At 31.4% G+C, this 24,678-nt stretch carries 25 protein-coding genes and 1 riboswitch; of the genes, 13 read left to right on the forward strand and 12 right to left on the reverse strand.

The window, feature by feature from the left end; all coding sequences use genetic code 11:
* Positions 1–8: 8 nt before the first annotated feature.
* A complete protein-coding gene (gene pckA / locus SLH33_RS05745) occupies positions 9–1,613 on the reverse strand; it encodes a phosphoenolpyruvate carboxykinase (ATP) (protein ID WP_320418114.1) in 1,605 nt (534 codons plus the stop codon).
* 88 nt (positions 1,614–1,701) lie between these two features.
* Positions 1,702–2,082: a DUF423 domain-containing protein gene (locus SLH33_RS05750; protein ID WP_320418115.1), complete on the reverse strand. Its 381-nt coding sequence runs from the start codon at positions 2,080–2,082 to the stop codon at positions 1,702–1,704.
* Between the two features lie 81 nt (positions 2,083–2,163).
* On the opposite strand from SLH33_RS05750, the gene SLH33_RS05755 reads away from it, so the two are divergent.
* Positions 2,164–3,534 carry a saccharopine dehydrogenase family protein gene (locus tag SLH33_RS05755; protein WP_320418116.1) on the forward strand — a complete coding sequence of 457 codons (1,371 nt, stop codon included), beginning with the start codon at positions 2,164–2,166 and terminating at the stop codon, positions 3,532–3,534.
* Between the two features lie 249 nt (positions 3,535–3,783).
* Here SLH33_RS05755 and SLH33_RS05760 read toward each other — a convergent pair whose 3' ends face one another.
* Together SLH33_RS05760 and SLH33_RS05765 are read right to left on the reverse strand one after the other, a co-directional pair.
* On the reverse strand, positions 3,784–3,966 hold the full coding sequence (locus SLH33_RS05760; RefSeq protein ID WP_320418117.1) for a hypothetical protein: 183 nt from the start codon (positions 3,964–3,966) through the stop codon (positions 3,784–3,786).
* A 302-nt stretch (positions 3,967–4,268) separates the two neighbouring features.
* Positions 4,269–4,607: a helix-turn-helix domain-containing protein gene (locus SLH33_RS05765; protein WP_320418118.1), complete on the reverse strand. Its 339-nt coding sequence runs from the start codon at positions 4,605–4,607 to the stop codon at positions 4,269–4,271.
* A gap of 118 nt (positions 4,608–4,725) precedes the next feature.
* On the opposite strand from SLH33_RS05765, the gene SLH33_RS05770 reads away from it, so the two are divergent.
* A complete protein-coding gene (locus tag SLH33_RS05770; protein ID WP_320418119.1) occupies positions 4,726–5,124 on the forward strand; it encodes a DoxX family protein in 399 nt (132 codons plus the stop codon).
* Between the two features lie 31 nt (positions 5,125–5,155).
* Here SLH33_RS05770 and SLH33_RS05775 read toward each other — a convergent pair whose 3' ends face one another.
* The 4 genes from SLH33_RS05775 to SLH33_RS05790 form a co-directional block, all read right to left on the reverse strand.
* Complete coding sequence (locus SLH33_RS05775; protein WP_320418120.1) at positions 5,156–5,875, reverse strand: tRNA1(Val) (adenine(37)-N6)-methyltransferase; 720 nt, start codon at positions 5,873–5,875, stop codon at positions 5,156–5,158.
* Positions 5,876–6,014: 139 nt separating this feature from the next.
* Positions 6,015–6,668 carry a tRNA (5-methylaminomethyl-2-thiouridine)(34)-methyltransferase MnmD gene (gene mnmD / locus SLH33_RS05780; protein WP_320418121.1) on the reverse strand — a complete coding sequence of 218 codons (654 nt, stop codon included), beginning with the start codon at positions 6,666–6,668 and terminating at the stop codon, positions 6,015–6,017.
* A 1-nt stretch (position 6,669) separates the two neighbouring features.
* Positions 6,670–7,113 carry a hypothetical protein gene (locus SLH33_RS05785; RefSeq protein ID WP_320418122.1) on the reverse strand — a complete coding sequence of 148 codons (444 nt, stop codon included), beginning with the start codon at positions 7,111–7,113 and terminating at the stop codon, positions 6,670–6,672.
* Complete coding sequence (locus SLH33_RS05790; RefSeq protein ID WP_320418123.1) at positions 7,106–7,621, reverse strand: DUF4920 domain-containing protein; 516 nt, start codon at positions 7,619–7,621, stop codon at positions 7,106–7,108. Before SLH33_RS05790 ends, SLH33_RS05785 begins: the two co-directional genes overlap by 8 nt.
* 122 nt (positions 7,622–7,743) lie before the next feature.
* On the opposite strand from SLH33_RS05790, the gene SLH33_RS05795 reads away from it, so the two are divergent.
* The gene (locus SLH33_RS05795; RefSeq protein ID WP_320418124.1) at positions 7,744–8,802 is read left to right on the forward strand and encodes a branched-chain amino acid aminotransferase; all 1,059 of its coding nucleotides are present in this window, start codon (positions 7,744–7,746) and stop codon (positions 8,800–8,802) included.
* Positions 8,803–8,921: 119 nt separating this feature from the next.
* Positions 8,922–9,806, forward strand: coding sequence for a TlpA disulfide reductase family protein (locus SLH33_RS05800; protein WP_320418125.1), 885 nt, complete (start codon positions 8,922–8,924; stop codon positions 9,804–9,806).
* Positions 9,807–9,817: 11 nt separating this feature from the next.
* On the opposite strand, the gene SLH33_RS05805 is transcribed toward SLH33_RS05800, so the two are convergent.
* Together SLH33_RS05805 and SLH33_RS05810 are read right to left on the reverse strand one after the other, a co-directional pair.
* On the reverse strand, positions 9,818–10,204 hold the full coding sequence (locus tag SLH33_RS05805) for a nucleoside triphosphate pyrophosphohydrolase family protein (protein WP_320418126.1): 387 nt from the start codon (positions 10,202–10,204) through the stop codon (positions 9,818–9,820).
* A gap of 6 nt (positions 10,205–10,210) precedes the next feature.
* Positions 10,211–10,891, reverse strand: coding sequence for an HAD family hydrolase (locus SLH33_RS05810; RefSeq protein ID WP_320418127.1), 681 nt, complete (start codon positions 10,889–10,891; stop codon positions 10,211–10,213).
* A 68-nt stretch (positions 10,892–10,959) separates the two neighbouring features.
* On the opposite strand from SLH33_RS05810, the gene SLH33_RS05815 reads away from it, so the two are divergent.
* The gene (locus tag SLH33_RS05815) at positions 10,960–11,151 is read left to right on the forward strand and encodes a hypothetical protein (RefSeq protein ID WP_320418128.1); all 192 of its coding nucleotides are present in this window, start codon (positions 10,960–10,962) and stop codon (positions 11,149–11,151) included.
* Here SLH33_RS05815 and SLH33_RS05820 read toward each other — a convergent pair.
* Positions 11,148–11,711, reverse strand: a complete 564-nt coding sequence (locus tag SLH33_RS05820; RefSeq protein WP_320418129.1) for a DNA-3-methyladenine glycosylase I — start codon at positions 11,709–11,711, stop codon at positions 11,148–11,150. The genes SLH33_RS05815 and SLH33_RS05820 overlap by 4 nt on opposite strands.
* 134 nt (positions 11,712–11,845) lie before the next feature.
* Between SLH33_RS05820 and SLH33_RS05825 the strand changes: the two genes are divergently transcribed.
* The 3 genes from SLH33_RS05825 (at position 11,846) to sppA (ending at position 16,197) form a co-directional block, all read left to right on the forward strand.
* Entirely contained in the window at positions 11,846–13,909 is a 2,064-nt protein-coding gene (locus SLH33_RS05825; protein ID WP_320418130.1) for a protein-disulfide reductase DsbD family protein, read from the forward strand.
* Positions 13,910–13,993: 84 nt separating this feature from the next.
* Positions 13,994–14,398 (forward strand): DUF6146 family protein, encoded by a 405-nt coding sequence (locus SLH33_RS05830; protein WP_320418131.1) that lies wholly within the window; start codon positions 13,994–13,996, stop codon positions 14,396–14,398.
* Between the two features lie 53 nt (positions 14,399–14,451).
* On the forward strand, positions 14,452–16,197 hold the full coding sequence (gene sppA / locus SLH33_RS05835; RefSeq protein ID WP_320418132.1) for a signal peptide peptidase SppA: 1,746 nt from the start codon (positions 14,452–14,454) through the stop codon (positions 16,195–16,197).
* A gap of 61 nt (positions 16,198–16,258) precedes the next feature.
* On the opposite strand, the gene metK is transcribed toward sppA, so the two are convergent.
* On the reverse strand, positions 16,259–17,512 hold the full coding sequence (gene metK / locus SLH33_RS05840) for a methionine adenosyltransferase (protein WP_320418133.1): 1,254 nt from the start codon (positions 17,510–17,512) through the stop codon (positions 16,259–16,261).
* Between the two features lie 239 nt (positions 17,513–17,751).
* A riboswitch (SAM riboswitch) is annotated at positions 17,752–17,872 on the forward strand.
* A 128-nt stretch (positions 17,873–18,000) separates the two neighbouring features.
* Between metK and SLH33_RS05845 the strand changes: the two genes are divergently transcribed.
* From SLH33_RS05845 to SLH33_RS05865, 5 genes are all read left to right on the forward strand, one after another.
* A complete protein-coding gene (locus tag SLH33_RS05845; protein ID WP_320418134.1) occupies positions 18,001–19,299 on the forward strand; it encodes an O-acetylhomoserine aminocarboxypropyltransferase/cysteine synthase family protein in 1,299 nt (432 codons plus the stop codon).
* Positions 19,299–22,697, forward strand: coding sequence for a bifunctional aspartate kinase/homoserine dehydrogenase I (gene thrA / locus SLH33_RS05850; protein WP_320418135.1), 3,399 nt, complete (start codon positions 19,299–19,301; stop codon positions 22,695–22,697). The genes SLH33_RS05845 and thrA overlap by 1 nt, the downstream gene beginning before the upstream one ends.
* Positions 22,698–22,699: 2 nt before the next feature.
* Positions 22,700–23,860, forward strand: a complete 1,161-nt coding sequence (locus tag SLH33_RS05855) for a trans-sulfuration enzyme family protein (protein ID WP_320418136.1) — start codon at positions 22,700–22,702, stop codon at positions 23,858–23,860.
* A gap of 28 nt (positions 23,861–23,888) precedes the next feature.
* Positions 23,889–24,296: an Rrf2 family transcriptional regulator gene (locus SLH33_RS05860; protein WP_320418137.1), complete on the forward strand. Its 408-nt coding sequence runs from the start codon at positions 23,889–23,891 to the stop codon at positions 24,294–24,296.
* A gap of 115 nt (positions 24,297–24,411) precedes the next feature.
* Complete coding sequence (locus tag SLH33_RS05865; RefSeq protein WP_320418138.1) at positions 24,412–24,669, forward strand: DUF2061 domain-containing protein; 258 nt, start codon at positions 24,412–24,414, stop codon at positions 24,667–24,669.
* Positions 24,670–24,678: the final 9 nt, after the last annotated feature.

The following is a 24,678-nucleotide window of genomic DNA, read 5'->3' on the forward strand; positions in this document are numbered from 1 at the left end:
TTAAATTTTTATTCTTTTACTGGAGGTGCACCTCCTAAAATCTCTTCATTTGCATACTCTTCAAACTTTTTAAAGTTATTTCTAAAAGATTCTGCTAATTTATGAGCCGATTTATAATACCCCTCATCATTGTTCCATGCTTTACGCTGACTTAACATATCATCTGGCACTCCAGGACATGTTCTAGGTTGTGCCAATCCAAATACTGAATGAATTCTAAAGTTGCTCTCGTCTAAATTAATAGTCCCGTCTAATACAGCACTAATCATAGCACGAGTGTATTTTAACTTCATTCTGTTACCAACTCCGTAAGGACCTGCAAACCAACCGGTATTAATTAACCAAACATTTACTCCTGTATCTTTAATTTTTTCACTCAACATTTCTGCATAACGGGTTGGATGCAACGGCATAAAAGGCGCTCCAAAACATGCAGAAAAGCTTGGTTGTGGTTCAGTAACTCCTGCTTCTGTTCCTGCTACTTTTGCAGTATACCCAGAAATAAAGTGATAAGCAGCTTGACCTGGAGTTAATTTAGAAATTGGAGGCAATACTCCAAAAGCATCAGCTGTTAAGAAAAATATATTCTTGGGATTTTTACCTATTGAAGGTGTTTGAATATTTTCTATATGATAAATAGGATAACTTACACGTGTATTTTGTGTAATACTTGTATCAGCAAAATCTACATTTCCTTTATCATCTAAAATTACATTTTCTAAAATTGCACCTTTTTTAATAGCTCCGTAAATTTCTGGTTCGTTTTCTTGAGATAAGTTAATTACTTTAGCGTAACAACCACCTTCAAAATTGAAAACAGTATTTTCAGCTGTCCAACCATGTTCATCATCACCAATTAAACTACGGTTAGGATCGGTTGATAAGGTTGTTTTACCTGTACCCGATAACCCGAAGAAAATTGCCGTATCACCCTCTTTACCAACATTTGCAGAACAGTGCATTGGTAAGGTGTTTTTATAAACTGGTAAGATAAAGTTTAACGCAGAGAAAATTCCTTTTTTGATTTCACCTGTATATCCTGTTCCTCCAATTAAAGCTATTTTTCGACTAAAATTTAAAATAGCAAAGTTATGTTGACGTGTACCATCAGCTTCTGGATTTGCCATAAAGCCAGGAGCATTTATTACAGTCCATTCTGGAGAAAAGTTTTTTAATTCTTCTTCTGTAGGACGTAAGAACATATTGTAAGCAAACATATTGCTCCAAGGATATTCATTTACAACTCTAATGTTTAATTTGTAATTATCATCTGCACATGCATAACTATCACGAACAAATACTTCTTTTTCAGAAAGATATGCTGTTACCTTATCATAAAGTTTATCAAATTTTTCTGAATCAAAAGGAATGTTAATGTTTCCCCACCAAATTTCATCTTTTGTAACCTCATCTTTTACTATGAATCTGTCCATGGGCGATCTTCCTGTAAACTCACCGGTATTAACGGCTAGCACACCAGACTCTGTTTCTTTTCCTTGTCCTTTTTCAATGGTTTCGTTTTGTAGTTGATCAGGAGTTAATTGGTAATGAACTGTTGCATTTTTAATTCCTAATTTTTCCAACGAAATCGTTTTCGTTTCAAGATTTGTCATCTCTAATTTTTTTAGCTGTGTTAAATGTTCGACAAAAATAAGTCTTTTTGTTTAAACAGCCTTTGCATAAAAAAATTTTGTTATGTATTTACTTTTTAGCTTCGGTCTTTGCAAATTTAACAAGCATTACTATCCAACCAATAATAAAAAGAACACCTCCTAATGGAGTTATAAACCAAATTGATTTTGAAGGGATTTTTAACAAATGAATAGCATAAATTGATCCTGAAAAAAATAAAATTCCAACTCCAAACAAAGTAGTAAGTACTTGTTTTGTTTTAGGTGAAAATCCTTGATAGATATTCACAATAAGCAATACCAGTACATGATACATTTGGTAACGAACCGCAGTTTCAAAGCTTTGTAAAGCCTCGACGGAAAGTTTTCCTTTTAAAGCATGAGCGCCAAAGGCACCTAAAATTATTCCTAAAGCTCCTAACAAAGAAGTAATTGTTAAATTTTTATACATTTTTATTGTTTTTGTTAAATTTCAAACTTTTTTAACGATATTGTCAAACCTAAACTTACAACAAAAGTACATCATAATTTTATGAGAAAAATATTAATTATTGGCGCAGGAAGATCTAGCTCATCGTTAATTAAATACTTGTTAGACAAATCATCAGAAGAAAAATTACATATTACTATAGCAGACGTTTTTTTGCAACACGCAAAAGATAAGACTAACAATCATCCTAATGCATTTGCAATTGAATTAGACGTTTTTGATGAAAAACAACGTAAAGAAGCTATTAAAAATGCTGATATAGTTATTTCTATGTTACCGGCTCATTTACATATAGAAGTAGCTAAAAATTGTGTTGAATTCAATAAACACTTAGTTACCGCGTCTTATATTTCTAAAGAAATGAAAGCTTTAGATAAAGAGGTTAAAAACAAAGGATTGGTATTTATGAATGAGATTGGTTTAGACCCGGGAATTGATCATATGAGTGCAATGCAAATCATTGATAGAATACGTGAAAATGGTTCAAAAATGATTTTATTTGAATCTTTTTGTGGTGGATTAGTAGCCCCAGAAAGCGACACAAATCTTTGGAACTACAAGTTTACTTGGAATCCTAGAAACGTGGTATTAGCGGGTCAAGGTGGAGCCTCAATGTTTATTCAAGAAGGTACGTATAAATACATTCCGTATCATAAATTATTTAGAAGAACTGAATTTTTAACGATTAACGGTAGCGGAAAATTCGAAGCCTATGCAAACCGCGATTCATTAAAATACAGAAGTATTTACGGTTTAGATGATATACCTACTATGTATCGTGGTACTATTAGAAAAGTAGGTTTCTCTCGTGCGTGGAATGTGTTTGTTCAATTAGGAATGACAGATGACACCTATACTATTGAAGATTCTGAAAACATGAGTTACCGTGATTTTACCAATTTGTTTTTAGCGTATTCTCCTTCTGATTCTGTAGAATTAAAATTCCGTTCGTATTTAAAGATCGATCAAGATGATGTGATGTGGGATAAGTTCGTAGAGTTAGATATTTTTAATCCGAATAAAAAAGTAGGATTGAAAAATGCTACGCCAGCACAAATCTTGCAAAAAATATTAATGGATTCTTGGACATTGCAACCGGAAGACAAAGATATGATAGTAATGCATCATATTTTTGGTTATCAAAACGAATCTGGTAAACACCAAATAGAAAGTAGTATGGTAATTAAAGGTGATGACCAAACGTATACTGCTATGGCAAAAACGGTTGGATTACCTGTAGCTATGGCAACATTGCGTATATTAAATGGTGATATTACTACTCCTGGAGTACAATTACCTATTACCAAAGAAGTGTACGAACCTATTTTAAAAGAGTTAGAAGACTACGGAATTACCTTTGTTGAAAAAGAAGTACCGTATTTAGGGTATAACCCAGAGAGTGTGAAAGGGTAGGTTTGATTCTGTAATTTATAATCATTAACATTTTAAATCTTTACACTTCTTTTAAACTTTTAAATAGTTAATTATGAAACTCATGAATTTGGGTTGAAGTAATATATCCTTTTTATTGATAATTGAAATTCGAATCTAAAATATCTAAAATAAAGGATGTTTTATATACTAAAAAAATGACAGTCAACGCTTTAAAACACTGACTGTCAACCTATGTATCTATATATTAATTACAATACTAGAACTTTCTTAACAAACACAATGAGACCAATCTACACCATATTTCTCTAACTGGTCTTGTATATAATAATCTCTATCCCTCCAACTAGATCTACAAAAATCGTCACAATCAAAAAATAGCCTTCCCCCTTTAACTTCTTGTTGCTCTTTTCTGTTTAGTGTTTTACCTAAGTTTAAAATTTGTTTTTTCATAATAATGATTTAATTAAATTGATTAAATCCCTGAACATTTTAAAGACACTCAAGGTTCATGTCTATACTCTCGCGAAAGAATTCTAATCAAATCTAAAAAATATTATCTTTTCTATCAAATAACTAATCTTTATTATTGTTAATACTTTGTTTTAAAGATTATTAACAATAATAGATCTACCTCCATAAAACCCATGAGACAATTTGAGCGTCATTTATTCTTACTAAATCTTAAGCTAAATATATAATTGTTCTTATAAACATCATATAGCTAATCTTTTTAAGATTAAAATTTAAAAAAACTATTTCCCAATTATTTGTTTTCTATGTAATAAGCCCCAAAAGTGTAATTCGTCTAAAACTTTTTCCAACGACATTCCGTGTTCCGTAATTGAATATTGAACTTTTGGAGGAAACGTATCAAACACCTCTCTTTTTACTAACTGATTTGTTTCTAAATGTTTTAATTCTTTAGACAACGTTTTATCTGTTATTCCAACAACTTCCCTACTAATTTCTTTAAACCGTTTTGGACCACCAGACAAAGAAAATAAAATCAATAATTTCCATTTTCCCTCAAGAACCTCAAGAGCATCTTTGATAGATAACATTGTTTTTGGGCAACCTCCTTTTGATAACATAACTTCAATTTAAACGCTTTACTTTCCTAACGGATAGTGCTATCCAACGGGAAAGTAATATCAAACAGATAGCTAATGTACATAATTTTGTTTCGTATAAACAAAAAACATAAAAACGATGACAAATCAGAAAAATTCTAAAGTGCTTAACATTACCTTATGGATATTTCAAATCCTTTTGGCAGTAACATTTATTTGGGCAGGTGCAATGAAATTGTTTCAACCGAATGAACTACCTTGGTTATGGACAAAAGAAAACCCTGAACTAGTAACAATTACAGGAATTTTAGATGTATTAGCAGGCTTCGGATTGATCTTACCTTCGCTACTTCGAATTCAACCAAAAATAACAATATATGCAGCCTACGGAACTATTGCTCTTATGATTTCTGCAAGTATATTTCACATTATGAGAGGTGAAGGAAATGAAATAGGATTCAATATCTTCATGTTACTTTCTGCGATATTTATTGCTTGGGGAAGACTGAAAAAAGCACCAATAGAGCCCAAAAAATAAAGCTTAGAATGCAAAAGATAATAGCGGAAATTTACATTTTCAAATAAAAATCTTTCGTTAAATGTATATAAGGATCAGTGTATTGGTGCCTTTTTGTTTCTATAATAAGTTCTTCTTCTTTAACTTCTTCTGCTGTAAAAGAAAACTCTAGTAAACTACGTTTAACTTCTGAAGTTGGAGTGCCTTTTACCCTACAAACTCTGTTAAGTTGTAAATTATGCTTTTCGGCTAGCTCAATAAAACCTTCTTCTTCTTGATACGGAATAACAGTTGCGAACAATCCTTCTTCAGCTAAAATTTTAGAAACACCTTGTAGTAAATTTTCAAAAGATAATGATGTGGTGAAGCGTGCTTTGTTACGAGCATCGTTTTCTGTTTCATATTCCGCAGTGTAAAAAGGTGGATTCGACACAATTAAATCGTACTCTTCTTCCTCTTCTGCCATTTCATCAGCAAATTCTTGGAACGAAGCATTGTAACAAAACAATCTGTCTCCCCAATCCGATTGCTCAAAATTCTCAACAGTTTGTTCGTAGGCATTTTCTTCAACCTCAACAGCATCAACAGTCATCGCATTACAACGTTGTGCTAACATTAAGGTAATCACACCTGTTCCAGAGCCGACATCTAAAATCGTATCAGGATATTTATCAACCGAACACCAAGCTCCGAGTAAAACAGCATCGGTACCAATTTTCATGGCAGTTTTATCTTGATGAACTGTGAATTCTTTAAATTTAAAAGGCTTCATTAAAAAAACTTCCCTAAGATTTTTTCAGCGTTAAAAAACAAGTACAATACAATGGCTAGTAACAAAACCAAGAACAATCCTCTTTTAGGATTTGAACGTTTTCTGTTGCCAAATTTTTTTTCAAATTTCATTATCTAAATTATTTTTTTGCAGCTCTTAACATGTGCCATTTTCCAATAGGCCCTAGTAAACGTTTTACATCAAACCCAACTGCCCTCATTACCCTTTTTACATCTCCTTTGCTTGCATACGTAACCAAAACTCCGTCTTTTTTGAGAGCCGTATACATTTTTTTGAAAATAGTTTCCGACCATAATTCTGGTTGAACATCGGGTGCAAAAGCATCGAAATAAATCAGATCAAAAGCATTTTCATCTGTAATTTCGTTGAAAAACTGCTTTCTTTTTGTTAACGTGAAATTTTTGTTAATCTGATGTTTTTCTTCCCAAGAAACTCTATGAATTTTATCAAAAACTTCTTGCTGATCTTTAACTTTTAATTCGGAAACATAATTCAATTTCTCTATTTCATCTTTAGTAACCGGATAAGCTTCAACACCAACAAAATCAATCTCTCTATCTGATTCTAAAAGCGTTATAAAACAATTCAATCCTGTGCCAAAACCTATTTCTAAGATTGAAATCTCTTTTTTTGAAATGCTTTTTAATCCGTTTTCAATGTATACATGATATGCTTCTTGAATAGCTCCATGTTTTGAGTGGTATTGTTCATTCCATTCTGGTATGTGAATAGTTGTTGAACCATCTGAAGTTATAATAATTTCACGTTTCAAATTATTGTATTCTCAGTTTCTCTATTCTTGGTATAGGACCTGTACATCTATCTTTATGACAAGCAATACACGCATCTACAACATCATTAAATTTTTCTGCTCTTTCTTTTTCTGAAGCTGCAAAAATTTCTTTTTGAGCTTTAATAAAATGATTTGCGAAAGCAGGATAGGTTTCGTCTAAATCTGAACTATCGGTGAGTTTTGCAGTGTGGATTTTTAAATACGCTTCATTAAAATGTCCAATATCTTCACCGTTTACTATTTGTTCTTTTAGCACTTTGTTTTTGGCTAACATAGTTCGCATTAATTCTGCCATTTCTGATGTTTTGTACATATCAAAACTAGCAGGAACCTCGTTAACAACTTTAATTTCTTTTGCTGGTTTTTTATTTTGACAACTAACCAGCAAAAAAGTAAGTAAAAATATGATGGGTAATTTATTCATTTGCCTTTGGCTCTTCTTCTTTTGCCTCTAACAACACACCATCTGCTAAGAACGAATACGTTACTTTCGGTTCAGTAATTTTAGCTATTTCTTCGTCAGATTTTCCGGCATCTTTAGCATAATGTTGTAATTGCTTTACTGAAATTTCTGATTTAAACGCTTTTCCGTTTAAAACCACTTCGCTTCCTGCGGAATTAAATGGCATGAAGAAAGCGTAATCTTTAAATCGTACAAATGATTGTTTTTCACCTTCTAATGGTACTTTGATCCAACAACCTTTCTTTTGACAAACCTCATCAATTTTGGTAGCGAATTTTACATCTACAGTATCTCCCACTTGCATTCCTTCAAATTTTTTAGCCATTTCAGTTTTGGTTATGGCTCCATCAGCATTAATTTTGTCTCCGAAAGAAACATATGTTTTCAGTTCTTTATCTTCCTTTTGTTTGTTTTTACAAGATATTGACGTTAATACTAAAACAAACAAAACTACCAATACTCTTTTCATTATTAATCAATTATAAATTCAAAAACAAAGATACAATATTAGGTAGGATGAAGTAAGAATTAAAACTTAAAAAGTAATATTGATTTCTTACTTTTGTTGAAACTTCAAATCTTTAAAATTAAATGGACACATCTTACATTCAAGTTACACCGATCAAGCAATCAAAAATTAATACTGTAGATTTTAACAATCTTGCATTTGGCACTGTTTTTTCTGATTATATGTTTGAGTGTGATTTTAAGAATGGAGAATGGCAAAACCCAGTAATAAAACCTTACGGACCTATTAGTTTAGAACCTTCAGCAAGAGTTTTTCATTATGGACAAGCTGTTTTTGAAGGAATGAAAGCTTACAAAGATGAGAATGAAGATATTTTCTTATTTCGTCCAGATCAAAATTTTAAAAGAATAAATCAATCAGCAGAACGTTTGGCGATGCCAGCTTTTCCTGAAAAATTCTTTTTTGATGGTTTAAAGAAACTATTACATTTAGAAAAAGATTGGATTAAAAAAGGTGTTGGAAATTCATTATACATCCGTCCGTTTGTTATTGCTACACAGCCTGCAATTTCAGCTTCTCCTGCAAATGAATACAAATTCATGATTATCTTATCTCCTGCACAATCTTATTATGCAGGTGAAGTACAAGTAATTTTTGCAGAGAAATATAGCAGATCTGCTAATGGAGGTGTTGGTTTTGCTAAAGCTGCAGGTAATTATGCTGCCCAATTTTACCCAACTAAATTAGCGAATGAAAAAGGATATCAACAAATTATTTGGACAGATGCTAATACTCATGAATATTTAGAGGAAGCTGGTACCATGAATATCTTTTTTAGAATTGGAGACAAGCTAATAACCGCTCCTAATAATGATAGAATTTTAGATGGTGTAACACGAAAATCAATTATTCACCTAGCTGAAGACAACAACATAGATGTTGAGGTAAGAAGGGTGTCTGTAGCTGAAATAAAAGAAGCTGCCAGAAACGGTGAATTAAAAGAAATATTTGGATCAGGTACAGCTGCAGTTATCAACCCTATTGTTGGATTTGGTCATGGAGGAGAAGATTTTAAATTACCAAAAATTGAACAAAGCTATGCTTCTTTTTTCAAAGAAAAACTACTAAACATTCAATACAACATATCTGAAGACCCATACCATTGGAGAGTAAAAATATAAATAACCTCTTGTTATAAACAACTATATAAACTTCTCAAGATAACACTTGAGAAGTTTTTTTATATATTTGTCGAAATACTTTCTTCTGTCCCTATCAATATCAACCTTAATCCATTCTTATGAAAAGTATTTTAATATCCATATTATTAATTACAGTTTCTTTTTTAGGTACTTTTTTTATTATTGAAAAAATAAGTAAAAAGAGCACTGTTACCATTACTACTAATAACATGGAAGAAAATGATGCTGATGATGTAGATGTAATTATAGAAGAAAAAAAAGTAATTGAAAATAGTGTTGATATTAAACCTTTTACAAACAGTCCTGAGGCATGGGAAAATTATTACAAACAAAATATTGATCTTTCTACCGATTTCCTTCCGTTAAATCAAGAAGGAATAGAAATAGATAAGGAACAATTTTTATCTTTTTTAAAAACAGGAGATTTTATACCTGTAAAAATTAATGACGAGATTGAAATAGTGTATCAGTTGCAAAAACCTGATAATAGTGTTAATTCTAAAATACTCAAATCTATAAAAAGCAATGCTAGTTTGCAATATGTGTATTTTATGAAAGAAGGTAGAGATTTTCCTATGTTTGATTTTGTAGATTTAAATGGAAATAATTACACTAATAAAAACACCAAAGATAAAATTACTGTTATTAAGTGTTGGTTTATCAATTGTAAAGTTTGCGTAGAAGAATTTCCTCAACTTAATGATTTATATGATAAATATGAGGGTTATGAAAATGTTATTTTTATTAGTTTAGCATTTGACACTCCTGATAAATTAAAAAAATTCTTAGCAAAAAAAGAGTTTAGATATCCGGTTGTTGCCGAACAAAAGGATTTTATGAACAATCAAATTGGCGTAAAACAATACCCAACACATATTATTTTAAATCAAGATGGAAAAATTTTTAAAATGGTAAATAATGTTGACTCTTTAATTTTTACATTAGATGAACTTTTAGAAAGCAGTGGAGAGATTTACAATTAAATCATTGCCTTTTATTTCTTTAATATTGCTTCTATATTTGGTCTAAAGTAATTTGGTCCCTTCATAACTTTACCATCCTCTCTGTAAATTGGTTTTCCATCCTCGCCTAATTTACTCATGTTACTTCGCTGAATTTCTTCAAAGACCTCATCAATTTTATGCTGCATACCGTGTTCAATAATAGTTCCGCAAAGAATGTACAACATATCTCCCAAAGCGTCGGCAGTTTCTATTAGGTCATTGTTTTTAACAGCTTCTAAATATTCTTCATTTTCTTCTTTCATTAAATTATATCGAAGTAAATTTCTTTGCTCTCCAATGTTAGCAATAGGTTGCTCATTAATTCCTAAGCCAAAAGCTGAGTGAAATTCAAATACTGCTTTAATTTTTTCTTTCATGTTATGTTAGTTAATATTAAATATGTCTTCAGCTTTTTCAAGCTCAAATTCTTCCCAATTATTAATGTGATATTTTACATTTTGCTTTTTAAAATCATCTACATTTTTATGGTTTACTCCTACAAAATGAACGCCTAAGTTTTTTGCTGTTTTAGCATCCCACAATCCATCACCAAAAGAAATAATATTTTTAAATTTTTGGATTCTATAGTATTTTTTTGCTTTTTCAACTGCAGATTTTACTATGTCTTCTCTGGCATAAATAGCATTAGAAACCTCCAACACTTCTGGTATAAAATTAATGTCTGCTTGTTCTAATTTTAAATAAGCAGGCTTTTGAAGTGAACCTGTTGCAAAACATAGTGCATAATCTGTTTCTTTTAAAAAGAAATTTACAATTGCACTTGCTCCTTTTACTTCTTTAGAAGATGGCATCTCTAAGAATTTTTCAGTCATAATTTGTTCAAAATCCGGGATAATATCCAACGAAAAAGCTTTTTTAAAAGTAGCTTCATAATTGAATTTTAAAATATAACTATCGGTAGCATTTTTGTAGTTTCTCCAATCGGTATCAACATTGGTAATACCTATTTCATTCATTGCAAACAAAAAAGAATCTGTATGCTTTTCTTCACTACTAGTTAGTGTATCATCTATATCTAAAACTATTAAGTTTTGTTTTTTCATTTAGCTATCAAATGGAATATTAATTTGTAATTTTGCTCAACTAAATCAGAGTTAATTTACTTTATTTTATGTTTACAACCGGTCGAATAATTTTTGCTGCTTTTTTTGTAATTGTTTTTACTGTTTTAATGGTGTACAGTTATAAAAAAGATGCTACCAACAACCAAAAACATTATCAAAATGCTGCTTTTTATGTGGCTATTGGTATTATTGCTGTTATTGCCCTTTTGTTTTTATCAAAATACTTGATCAAACATTAATCACATTCGTGGTATCTGAAACAATCGGTGGTATGATCATTTACCATACCGGTAGCTTGCATATGTGCATAAATTACAGTAGATCCTACAAATTTGAATCCGCGCTTTTTAAGATCTTTTGATATTTTATCGGACAGTTCAGTAGTAGCAGGCACATCACTTCTATCTTCAAATGCATTTTTAATAGGTTTTCCATGGGTAAAACCCCAAATATATTCTGAAAAAGAACCAAATTCATCTTGCACTCTCATAAATGCTTGAGCATTTGAAATAGTAGCTTTTATTTTTAGTCTATTTCTAATAATCCCTTCATTTTGTAACAGCTCTTCATATTTTTCATCCGAATAATTTGCAATTTTCTTGTAGTTGAAATTATCAAATGCTTTTCTAAAATTTTCTCGCTTTCTTAAAATGGTAATCCAACTTAATCCTGCCTGAAAAGTCTCCAATATCAAAAATTCAAACAATTTATCATCATCATATACTGGCACCCCCCATTCAGTATCATGATATTCAACATATAAAGGGTCATTACTCACCCAAAAACAACGATTTTTCATCCCTCTTAATTTTGAGTTAAAGTTAGGTTTTATACGTTAAAAAACAAGCCTAGGAAAAATATATTAGAGTACTTTGTATGAAAAAGTTTACATTTACGTCTTACTGAAACAAATACAAATTTTAGTTCTTAACCATGAAAAAAATACTTTTTCTCTTTCTTTTACTTATTTCTTACTCCTCTTTTTCTCAGGTATTTGATCCTGTAACATGGAAAACAGGCGTTGAAAAAATTTCTGAAACCGAATATAATTTAATTACAACAGCCACTATTGATAGAGGTTGGCATTTATATGCTCAAAAAGTTCCGAAAGGCGGCCCAAGACCTACAGTTTTCACTTTTAAACCCAATGAAAACTATGAATTAGTTGGTGAAACAACTGAAGATATTGGTATTACAGAAGATGATAAAACTTTTAAAATGCGAATTAAATACTTCGCAGGAAAAGCTACTTTTAAGCAAAAAATTAAGCTTTTAAATGAAAAAGCAACTATTGATGCTGAAGTAGAATTTATGGTTTGTGATGATGTTCGCTGCTTACCACCACGTGTAGAAACGCTATCTTTTACCGCACCTAAAGGTGCTGCTTCTACAGCTAAAACAACTACTGAAGCAACAGCTGTATCAAATGTAGAAGCTAATCGTCTGTTATATGGAATTTCTGAACAAGATTTACAGCAACCTATTGCTGATCTAGTAGCGACTATTGAACAAATTGATGTAAATGCAGATGTTGAAACCAAAAATGAATCTTCATCATTATGGAGTATTTTCGGATTAGGTTTTTTAGGAGGTTTATTAGCTCTACTTACTCCTTGTGTGTTCCCAATGATTCCGTTAACAGTAAGTTTTTTCACTAAAAAAGATTCTACGAAAGGAGCAGGAGTTTCAAAGGCTGTTTTATACGGACTTTTCATATTGGCAGTGTATTTAATATTAAGTATTCCTTTCCATTTATTAGATTCTATCAATCCGGATATATTAAATGAAATATCAACCAATATTTGGCTAAACATTATCTTTTTTGTTGTGTTTGTATTTTTTGCAGGATCTTTCTTTGGTTTTTATGAATTAACCTTACCAAGCAGTTGGACAAATAAAACTACGCAAGGAGAAAGCTCTGGCGGATTGTTAGGAGTATTTTTTATGGCCTTGACTTTAGCCATCGTTTCATTTTCATGTACAGGACCTATTTTAGGGTCGTTATTAGCAGGATCTTTATCTTCTGATGGTGGTGCGTGGCAATTAACCTCTGGAATGGCAGGATTTGGAGTTGCTTTAGGTTTACCCTTTACTCTTTTTGCCATGTTTCCTAATATGTTAAAATCATTACCTAAATCTGGTGGATGGATGAACACGGTTAAAGTGGTTTTAGGATTCTTAGAGTTAGCTTTAGCGTTTAAATTCTTATCAAATGCCGATTTAGTAGCACACTGGAACATCTTAAAAATTGAACCTTTCTTAATTCTTTGGATTGTAATTTTTGCTGGATTAGCCTGGTATTTATTTGGAATTATCAAATTTCCGCATGATTCTCCTTTGCAAAAAATATCTTTCCCAAGAATTGCTTTCGGAGTTTTAGTGGCTGCTTTTACCATTTATTTAGCTTCTGGATTTAGAGTTAAAGAAGAAACTAATACATTTACTCCTCTTTCTTTATTAAGCGGTCTTGCACCTCCTGTTGGTTATAGTTTTGTATATCCTAACAGTTGCCCAAACAACTTAACGTGTTTTAAAGACTTAAAAGAAGGATTAGCTTACGCAAAAAAGGTAAACAAACCTATTATGTTAGATTTTACCGGTTATGCATGTGTAAACTGTCGTAAAATGGAAGAACATGTATGGCCTATTAAAAAAGTAGATGATGTGCTGCGTAACGATTATGTTTTAATTTCTTTATATGTTGATGATAAAAAAGAACTTCCTAAAGAAGAACAAATAGTAGTGAATAGAATTAACGGAGGTACTCGTCAATTAACTAATTACGGACATAAATGGTCACATTTCCAAACGGTTTTCTTTAAAACAAATACACAACCTTATTATGTTTTATTGAGTGCTGACGGAAAACAAATTTTAAATGAGCCTGTTGGATACACACCTAATGAAGAAGCTTACCTTGATTGGTTGAATGACGGTAAAGAAAAAGCAGGAAACTCATTAGATAATTTATTTAACACTACCGATTTAATTAACTAAATCCTTCTTCGCATAAAAATCAATTTAGAAACGCCAAAAGGCGTTTCTTTTTTTTTATCTTTATAAGAACAAAACCATTTTATTATGAAACGTTTACATTTTATTATTGCTTTTATAATAGGGTTATTTATTGCGGCATGTTCATCATCAAAAAACATTGATTACAATAACAAAAATGAAGAACCGGTAGTTATAGCTAATGATAGTTTGGAGTATGAAATTATAATCATTGATCCGGGATTTACATATTACTTAAATGCCATCGCTAAACCCGAAGGTTTTTATTCTCAAACCTATTTAGAAAACAAAAATCGTTTTTATGTTCCCGTTTGGAACTATAGAGCTAGCAACCCTTTACAGTTCAATCCCAACATATATGAAAACGTGATTGATTACAGTCCTAATATTGATTATGGGTACGAAGTAAACTACAAACTTTTTAACTATTTTAAGTTTGCTGAACAAAAGTACCGAATGCGATTACGTTGATAAATTACTTGTTGTAAAAATGTATATTTGTCTTTTAAACTCACAAAAGAAAAATGAACTTTTTACGTAATTTATTGGCCGCTATTTTAGGCTTTTTTATCGCAATTTTTTTATTGTTTTTACTCTTTTTAGGCATTGGAGCTATAATTGGCTCTGATGATGTTGTTGTAGTAAAACCTAACTCAGTTTTAGAATTAGATTTATCAAGCCCGATTAAAGACTATGCTCCTAAAGACCAAAACCCATTAGCACAAGCTTTAGAATTAGATGAAGAAAAATTAGCTTTAGATAAAATAATCAATGCTATTGATAATGCTAAAACAGATGAAAACATTAAAGGAATTAGTATAAAATCTACTTTAATAAATGCTGGTGTCGCTCAAACACAAGCTATAAGAAATAAGCTGGAAGAGTTTAAAGAATCTGGGAAGTTTATTTATGCCTATAATGATATTTACACACAGAAAAATTACTACTTAAGTTCTGTTGCAGACAGCCTTTTCTTAAACCCTGTAGGAGCTATCGATTTTAAAGGTTTATCCTCTGAAATTTTATACTACAAAGATTTTGAAGATAAATATGGTATTAAAATGGAAGTGGTAAGACACGGTAAGTATAAAAGTGCTGTTGAACCATTTTTAACCAACAAAATGAGTGATGAAAATCGTGAGCAAATTACTTCTTTCTTGCAATCAATTTGGTCAGAAATGACAAATGATATCAGCAAGAGCAGAAATATTTCTATTGAAAAATTAAATGAAATTGCTGATAATTCTGATGGTAGAAACGCTACTATAGCGCAAGAAGTAAATTTAATTGATGCCGTTATTTATGCAGATCAATATGATGAAATACTTAAAACTGCTATCAATGCAAAAGTAGAAATCATTAGTCTTGAAGATTATATCAAATCAGGAAAAGGCAGAAAATCATCTATAGCTAAAGATAAAATTGCCGTTATTTATGCGCAGGGTGAAATTATTTATGGTGAAGGAAATGAGAATTTAATCGGACAAGGAATTATTAACAAAGCCATTGAAAAAGCAAGAAAAGACAAAAAAGTAAAAGCCATTGTTTTACGTGTAAACTCACCAGGAGGTAGCGCTTTAGCTTCAGAACTTATTTGGCGTGAACTTGAACTAGCTAAAAAAGAAAAACCTTTAGTAGTTTCTATGGGTAATTTAGCTGCTTCAGGTGGTTATTATATTGCAAGTAACGCCAACAAAATTATTGCTGAACCAACCACTATAACAGGTTCTATTGGAGTTTTTGGCGCCATTCCTAACATTCATGAATTCTCTAATGATATTGGCATCAATGCAGAGCAAGTAAGCACAAACAAAAGTGCAAATTACAGCTTATTTGAGCCGATGGATAAAAAATTCTACGATGTGACCAAAGAGGGAGTAGAACAAATTTACACCACTTTTGTAAACAGGGTTGCTACCGGTAGAAAAATGACTTTTGAGCAAGTAGATGCAGTTGCTCAAGGACGAGTTTGGACAGGTAAAGAAGCTATTGAAAAAGGATTGGTTGACCAATTAGGTGGACTGGAAGATGCTATTAAAGTTGCCGCAGAACTAGCTGAAGTTGATAATTATCGAATTAGAAATTATCCAAGTTACAAGAAAGATTTTAAGGATGCTTTTAAAATGATGCCGTTTGCTAAATCACAAAAAGAAGAAATTTTAAAAGATGCTTTAGGCGATGAAAATTATCGTTTATACAACAAAATAAACCAAATGAAAAACTTAAAAGGAATTCAAGCTCGAATGCCTTTTATTATGAATATTCAATAAAGAAAAAAAATGCTCAACTGATCAGTTGAGCATTTTTTAAATATATTTAACTACATAAAGTTTACAATTCAAAAGCTTGTTTTACTTTATCAACATAATCTAATTTTTCCCAAGTAAACAATTCCACATCTAAAGTTTTACTTTCTCCATTAGGTTGGGTAAATGTTTTTGAAACTACTTCATTCTCACGCCCCATATGACCATATGCAGCAGTCTCACTATACATTGGTGAACGTAATTTTAATCTACTCTCAATTGCGTGCGGACGCATATCAAAAATTTCAGATACTTTTTGTGCAATTTCACCATCAGTTAAATTAACTTTTGAAGTCCCGTATGTATCCACAAAAATTCCCATCGGTTCTACAACACCAATAGCATACGACACCTGAACTAAAACCTCATCAGCTACACCAGCAGCTACTAAATTTTTAGCTATATGACGCGTTGCATAAGCTGCACTTCTATCTACTTTACTAGGGTCTTTTCCTGAAAATGCTCCACCACCGTGTGCTCCTTTTCCTCCGTATGTATCAACAATAATTTTTCTTCCAGTTAAACCTGTATCGCCATGTGGGCCCCCAATAACAAATTTTCCTGTTGGATTAATATGATATTTAATTTCTCCATTAAACAAAGCTTGAGTTTCTGGAGCTAATTTTGAAATTACTCTAGGAATTAATATCTCTTTGATATCCTTTCTGATTTTATCTAACATTTCTTCATCAGTTCCAAAATCATCGTGTTGTGTAGAAATCACTATAGCTTCAATGCGTTGTGGCACATTCTCATCAGAATACTCAATAGTTACTTGACTTTTTGCATCTGGTCGCAAATACGAAATTGCATCATTTTCTCTACGTAGAGCTGCTAATTCTTTTAATAACAAGTGTGATAAATCTAACGCTAAAGGCATGTAATTTTTAGTTTCATTTGTTGCATAACCAAACATCATTCCTTGGTCACCAGCACCTTGCTCTTCTTTTTTATCTCTATCTACTCCCCTATTGATATCATCAGATTGTTCGTGAATTGCAGAGAAAACTCCACAAGAGTTTCCATCAAACATATATTCACTCTTAGTATATCCAATTTTGTTGATCACATCACGAGCAATTTTTTGAACGTCTAAGTATACTTTTGATTTTACTTCTCCTGCTAAAACAACCTGACCTGTAGTTACAAGAGTTTCACAAGCTACTTTTGATTCTGAATCAAACGCTAAAAAATTATCAATTAATGCATCACTAATTTGATCAGCAACTTTATCAGGGTGTCCTTCTGATACACTTTCAGATGTAAAAAAATATGACATATTTACTTCTTTTAATTATTTGATTTAGTAAGATGTTGAAATGATAGCACGCAAAAGAAGTAATAAATTACCGCTTTAGCATTTTTTAATGAGGTTGCAATCAGATCAAATCTCTCCTCTATTTCAGCTTGCAAATTTATAATTAATCATTTAGTCTGTAAAAAAAATACGTTAAAATTTGGATTTTAATTTTTTCTTACTGAATATTTGTAAACACGAAGATCAATTACTTATTGACTATGTTATCAAGAAAGGTGGAGGGAATAGACCCGTTGAAACCTTAGCAACCCTTTGTTTTTAAAAAAATAAAGAAGGTGCTAAATTCTACCAAGCATTTTTTTGCATATGGATAGATAACACAACTGAAACTTTTACTTCTAAAAGTTTTTGTGCATTTCTTTTTAACATTTTTCTATTAAGTACATTCTGTTATGAATGCATTTGACTTTGGTTTTAATCTTTAATGTTTAATTCTAAATGTAAGAAAAATGAGTACACAAAAATTCGCAACAGACGCATTGCACGCAGGGCATGATGTAACCCAAACAAACGGAACAAGAGCTGTTCCTATTTACCAAACAACATCGTATGTTTTTAACAATTCAGAACACGCAGCCAATTTATTCTCTTTAAAAGAGTTAGGGTTTATTTACACCCGTTTAAACAATCCTACTAATCAAATTTTACAAGAACGTTTGGCTGCTTTAGAAGGCGGTATAGGAGCTGTGGTTTTTGCTTCTGGCACTTCTGCTATTGCTACCGGATTGTTAACTTTATTAAAATCAGGAGATCATATAGTAGCTTCAAGTAGTTTATACGGGGGCACCTATAACTTATTAAAAGTTACCTTACCTAGGTTAGGTATAACAACAACTTTTGTTGATGCTTCTAACCCTGAAAATTTTTCAAAAGCAGTTCAAGAAAATACTCGTGCTTTCTTTGTAGAGTCTTTAGGAAACCCAAAACTTGATGTTTTAGATTTACAAGCAATTAGTAAACATGCAAAACAAGCAAAAGTACCTTTTATTGTTGATAATACTATTGCAACTCCCGCATTGTTAAACCCTATAGAACATGGTGCTGATATAGTAATTCACTCTTTAACTAAATATATAGGAGGTCAAGGAAATTCTTTAGGAGGCGTAATTATTGACGCAGGAACATTTGATTGGGCCAACGGTAAGTTCCCTGAGTTTACTGAGCCTTCTCTCGGGTATCATGGTTTAAAGTATTATGAAACATTAGGCGCAGCATCCTATACTTTCAAACTGATATTAGAAGGATTGAGAGATTTTGGTGGAGCTTTAAGCCCAACAAATGCATTCCAAATCATTCAAGGATTAGAAACTCTAGAAGTTCGAATTCAACAACACAGTAAAAATGCTTTAGCACTCGCTAAATGGTTAGAAAAACAAGAAGAAGTAGCTTGGGTAAATTATCCTGGGTTAGAAAGCAGTAAATATAAATTTTTAGCAGATAAATATTTAACTAAAGGACAAAGTGGTATAGTAACTTTTGGCGTTAAAGGTGGTTTTGAAGCCGCTAAACTCATTGCAGACAACACTAAGATATTTTCTTTACTAGCAAATATTGGAGACACAAAATCTTTAATTATTCATCCTGCAAGCACTACACACCAACAACTTACAAGACAAGAACAGGAAAATAGCGGAGTAACAGAAGATTTAATTCGTTTATCCGTAGGCATTGAAAATATTGAGGATTTAAAAGCTGATTTAAAAGAAGCTTTCTCTAAGATTCCTACACAGATTTTAGTTAAAAAATAATGAGTTTACACAGTAACATACAAAATATAACTATTAAAAATTATAGTACTGAAAGTGGTGCTCAATACTCAAATTTACCATTGAGCTATCAACTATTTGGTAAAAAATTGGGTAGCGCTCCTGTAATTTTAATAAATCATGCATTAACCGGAAATAGTAACGTAACTGGTGAAGGTGGTTGGTGGAAAGAAATTATTGGAAAAACCAAAGTAATCAGCACTGAAAAATATTCAGTACTATGCTTTAACATTCCTGGTAATGGTTATGATGATTTCTTAATTCAAGATTATAAAAATTTTACTGCAAAAGACATTGCCAAAATCTTTCTGATAGGTTTAAAAGAATTAAATATTCATACCCTTTTTGCTCTTATTGGAGGTTCTTTAGGCGGTGGTATTGCTTGGGAAATGGCAGCATTAAATCCTACAATAACATCACATTTAATTCCTATTGCTACCGATTGGAAGTCTACAGATTGGTTAATAGCTAATTGTCAAATTCAAGAACTTCTTTTAACCAATTCTAGCAATCCGCTGCATGATGCTCGCATACATGCAATGTTATGTTATCGCACACCTGAATCATTCAAAAAGAGATTTCAACGAAGTAAAAATGAAGATCTTCAAATTTTTAATGTAGAAAGTTGGCTGTTGCATCATGGTAAAAAGCTACAGGAAAGGTATCAATTAGCTTCTTATAAATTAATGAATCAATTACTCAAAACTATTGATGCTACCAAAGGAAAAGATGAATTAGATGTGTTAGAAAAAATCAAGGCTAATATTCACATTATTGGAATAGATTCTGACTTGTTTTTTACTGCTGAAGAAAATAGAGAAACCCATAAAAAACTAGCTCTAAATCATCCAAAAGTTACTTACAACGAAATAAACTCAGTACACGGGCATGATGCTTTTTTAATGGAAAATGAACAATTAGAAAAGATTTTTGAGCCAATTTTTAACGAGAAAACATCACAAAAGAAAATGACAATTTTAAAATTTGGAGGAAAATCTCTATCCAATAATGGAATACCTAATGTAATTGACATTATTGAAGAAAAAATACACAATGGAGATCAAATAACCGTAGTGGTATCTGCTCGCGGTAATGCAACAAATGAATTAGAAACTATTTTACAAAAGGCTTCTAAAAACGAATCTTATCAAGAACAATTTGAACATTTCAAATTTGAGCAAAGCAAAATAACTCCTTTAATAGATTTTTCAAAAGAATTTAAAACACTTAAAAAACTATTTGAAGGAGTTAATCTTTTAGGAGATTACAGCAATAAAATTAAAGACGAAGTATTAGCTCAAGGTGAATTAATTTCTATAAAAACAGTAACAGAATTATTACAACAAAGAGGCATCAATGCCAATGCCACGGACTCTAGAACTTTGTTAAAAACCAATGAAAATTTTGGAAACGCTCAACCTTTTGATACCCTTTCTAAAGAAAATGTAATCAATCATTTTAAGAAGTATAACGGAACAACAGTAAATATTGTTTCAGGTTACATAGCTTCCAACTTAAAAAACGAAACCACAACTTTAGGTAGAAACGGAAGCAATTACACCGCATCGTTACTGGCTAATTATTTAGATGCTGAAGAACTTCAAAACTACACGCATGTTGATGGTATTTTTACCGCAAACCCTGATTTGGTATCAGATGCTAAGAAAATTGAACAACTATCATATGCAGAAGCTAATGAACTTGCCAATTTTGGTGCAACTATTCTACATGCAAAAACCATTATTCCTCTTATTGAAAAAAACATCAATCTAAGAATTTTAAACACGTTTAACCCTAAAGACAAAGGCACTTTAATATCAGCAAAAACTACTTCAAAAGGTATAAAATCAATTTCTGTATTAGAAAATGTAGCTCTTATTAATTTTGAAGGAAGAGGTTTATTAGGTAAAGCTGGTGTTGATGCCAGAATATTTAAGTCGTTAAGTCATCATGGTATTAGTGTGAGTATTATTTCACAAGGATCTTCAGAAAGAGGCATAGGGTTAGTTGTAAACAAACAGCATGCTTTTTTAGCTATTGAAACTTTAAAACAAGAGTTTGAACAAGACTTAATTACAAAAGACGTACATCAGATAAGTATTATTGATGATATTGCAGTAATATCTATTGTCGGTCAAGATATAAGTGAGTTCCATTTACCCTATTCTGCTTTAATACAAAATCAAATAACTCCTCTTTTATTCAACAATACTATTACAGGTAAAAACGTGAGCTTGGTTGTTAAAAAAGAGCAATTACATAAAGCGGTAAATGTTATTCATGGACAGATTTTTGGTGCAGTAAAAAAAATAAACATTGCTGTTTTTGGTAAAGGTTTGGTAGGAAAAACCTTGATCAATCAAATTATAGATGCTTCTTCAAACATTTTAGAAAAGAGAAAAATTCAGTTAAACATTTTTGCAATTGCAAACTCAAAAAAAGTATTGCTTAGTAAAAATGGAATAGATAAAAACTGGGAAGAAAAACTAGAACAAAGCTCTATTGAAAGTTCAACAAGCTCAGTAATTGAATATGCAAAACAACATCATCTAGAAAATCTCATAGCTGTTGACAATACAGCTAATCAAAATTTTATTGAAAATTATATCCCCTTAACCAAAGCTGGCTTCGATTTGGTTTCTTCTAATAAAATAGCCAATACGGTAGCTCATTCATTTTACAAAGAATTAAGAGCTGAATTAGAAAATAATAAAAAAAGTTATTTATATGAAACCAATGTAGGAGCCGGCTTACCATTAATTGATACTATAAAATTACTTCATGATTCTGGTGAAAACATTACAAGAATTCGTGGAGTATTTTCTGGTTCTCTAAGTTTTATTTTTAACAAATTTTCTGAAGAACAAATTCCTTTTTCGCAAGTTTTAAATGAAGCCATTGCAAATGGATTTACTGAACCCGATCCTAGAGAAGATTTATATGGAAATGATGTAGCTAGAAAACTATTGATTCTAGCTCGTGAACTTGATTTAGAAAATGAATTCGAAGATATTTCTGTTGAAAATTTAGTTCCTGAAGAACTTAGAAAAGGATCTTCACAAGATTTTATTTCAAATATTGAAAAACTTGACAATTATTTCCAAACTATTAAAGAAGATAAACAAGGTGACCATGTACTACGATTTATTGGTGACTTGCACGGAGATTTACAAAAATCAAAAGGGGAACTAGATGTAAAGTTAGTTTCCGTACCAAAAAACACACCTTTAGGTAGCCTAAAAGGCTCTGATGCTATTTTTGAAATTTACACAGAATCCTATGGTGAACAACCTATTGTAATACAAGGTGCAGGTGCAGGTGCTAAAGTAACTGCAAGAGGAGTTTTTGGAGATATTTTACGATTAACAAAAAACAAATAACTATGAAATTTGAAACACAAGCCATAAGAACACAAACAGAAAGAACTCAATTTTCTGAGCACTCAACCCCTTTATACTTAACCTCTAGTTTTGTTTTTGACAATGCAGAAGATATGCGAGCTTCTTTTGCTGAAGAAAAAGAAAAAAACTTATACAGTAGATTTTCAAATCCAAATACAACCGAATTTGTTTCAAAAATAGTAGCCATGGAAGGTGCAGAAGCAGGTTATGCATTTGCTACTGGTATGGCAGCTGTTTTTTCAACTTTTGCTGCATTATTAAATGCCGGAGATCATATTGTATCATCTCGTTCCGTTTTTGGATCCACTCACACATTATTTACAAAATACTTTCCAAAATGGAATATAGAGACCAGTTATTTTAAAGTGAATGAAGTTGATACTATTGAAAAATTAATTCAGCCTAATACTAAAATTTTATATGCTGAAACACCCACAAATCCTGCTGTTGATATTTTAGATTTAGAATTGTTAGGTAACATTGCTAAAAAACATAATTTACTGTTGGTAATAGATAATTGTTTTGCGACTCCATATTTACAAAATCCAATAAAATTTGGAGCCGACTTGGTTATTCACTCAGCCACAAAATTAATTGACGGTCAAGGAAGAGTATTAGGAGGCGTAGCTGTAGGAAAATCTGATTTGATAAGAGAAATTTACTTATTCTCAAGAAATACAGGGCCTGCAATGTCTCCTTTCAACGCATGGGTATTATCTAAAAGCCTAGAAACACTAGCTGTGAGAGTAGAAAAGCATTGTGAAAATGCTTTAAAAGTTGCTAAATTTCTTGAAAACCATCCAAAAGTCAACTTTGTTAAATATCCGTTCCTACCCTCGCATCCACAATATGAAACTGCTAAAAAGCAGATGCGATTAGGTGGTAATATAGTTGCTTTTGAAATTAAAGGAGGTATTGATGCCGGAAGAAATTTTTTAGACTCCTTAAAAATTTGTTCCCTTTCTGCAAACTTAGGCGATACCAGAACCATTGTAACACATCCTGCTTCTACAACACACAGTAAATTAAGTATAGAAGAAAAACAAGAAGTAGGTATAACAAACGGACTAATAAGATGCTCTATAGGACTAGAGTTTGTAGATGATATTATTAACGATATTAATCAAGCATTAAATATTTAAGAATATAAATAAAGTGTATTTTTGTTATATGCTTTCTAAAAAAACTAAATATGGAATTAAAGCGCTAACCTTTATTGCTAGGCAAAAAAGAGGTATAAAAGTACAAATAGCAACAATCTCAGAAAAGGAGAATATTTCACATAAATTTTTAGAAAGCATATTACTTACCCTACGAAAGTCTGGAATTTTAGGAGCTCAAAAAGGAAAAGGTGGTGGTTATTATTTAATTAAAGAAGCCTCAGAAATTAAAATGACCGATGTTATTAGAACCCTAGAAGGCCCTATAGCAATGGTTCCTTGTGTGAGTCTTAATTTTTATGAGAAATGTAATGATTGTCCAAATGAAGACACTTGCGCTGTTCATAAGCTGATGCTTCAAGTAAGAGACAATACTCTTAACGTGCTCAAAAACACCTCTCTTGCCGACTTAGTATAGCTATATAAATTATACTTTATTGTTATTTTTTTAATTTTTTTCTTTGATATGTAATCTGTCAATGTATATTTGTTCTTTTAAATCCTACTAATCCGATAGGGTAAATAAATTTAAAATGATTTTAGAACTTATTGAAAAAAGAAACAATACCAATTATAAAACAGAAGCACACTCAGAAAAACCTATACGAAGTATTATTAAATCAATAAGCTGGAGAATTGTAGGAACTATAGATACTATTATCATTACATGGCTTATAACAGGAAAAATAACAACAGCCTTATCTATAGGAACTATAGAGCTGGTTACAAAAATGATCTTGTATTTTTTTCATGAAAGAATATGGAATAATATAAAATGGGGAAAAAAATAAATTCAAGTA

The sequence above is a fragment of the Tenacibaculum sp. IB213877 genome, assembly GCF_034043975.1.
GTDB lineage: Bacteria > Bacteroidota > Bacteroidia > Flavobacteriales > Flavobacteriaceae > Polaribacter.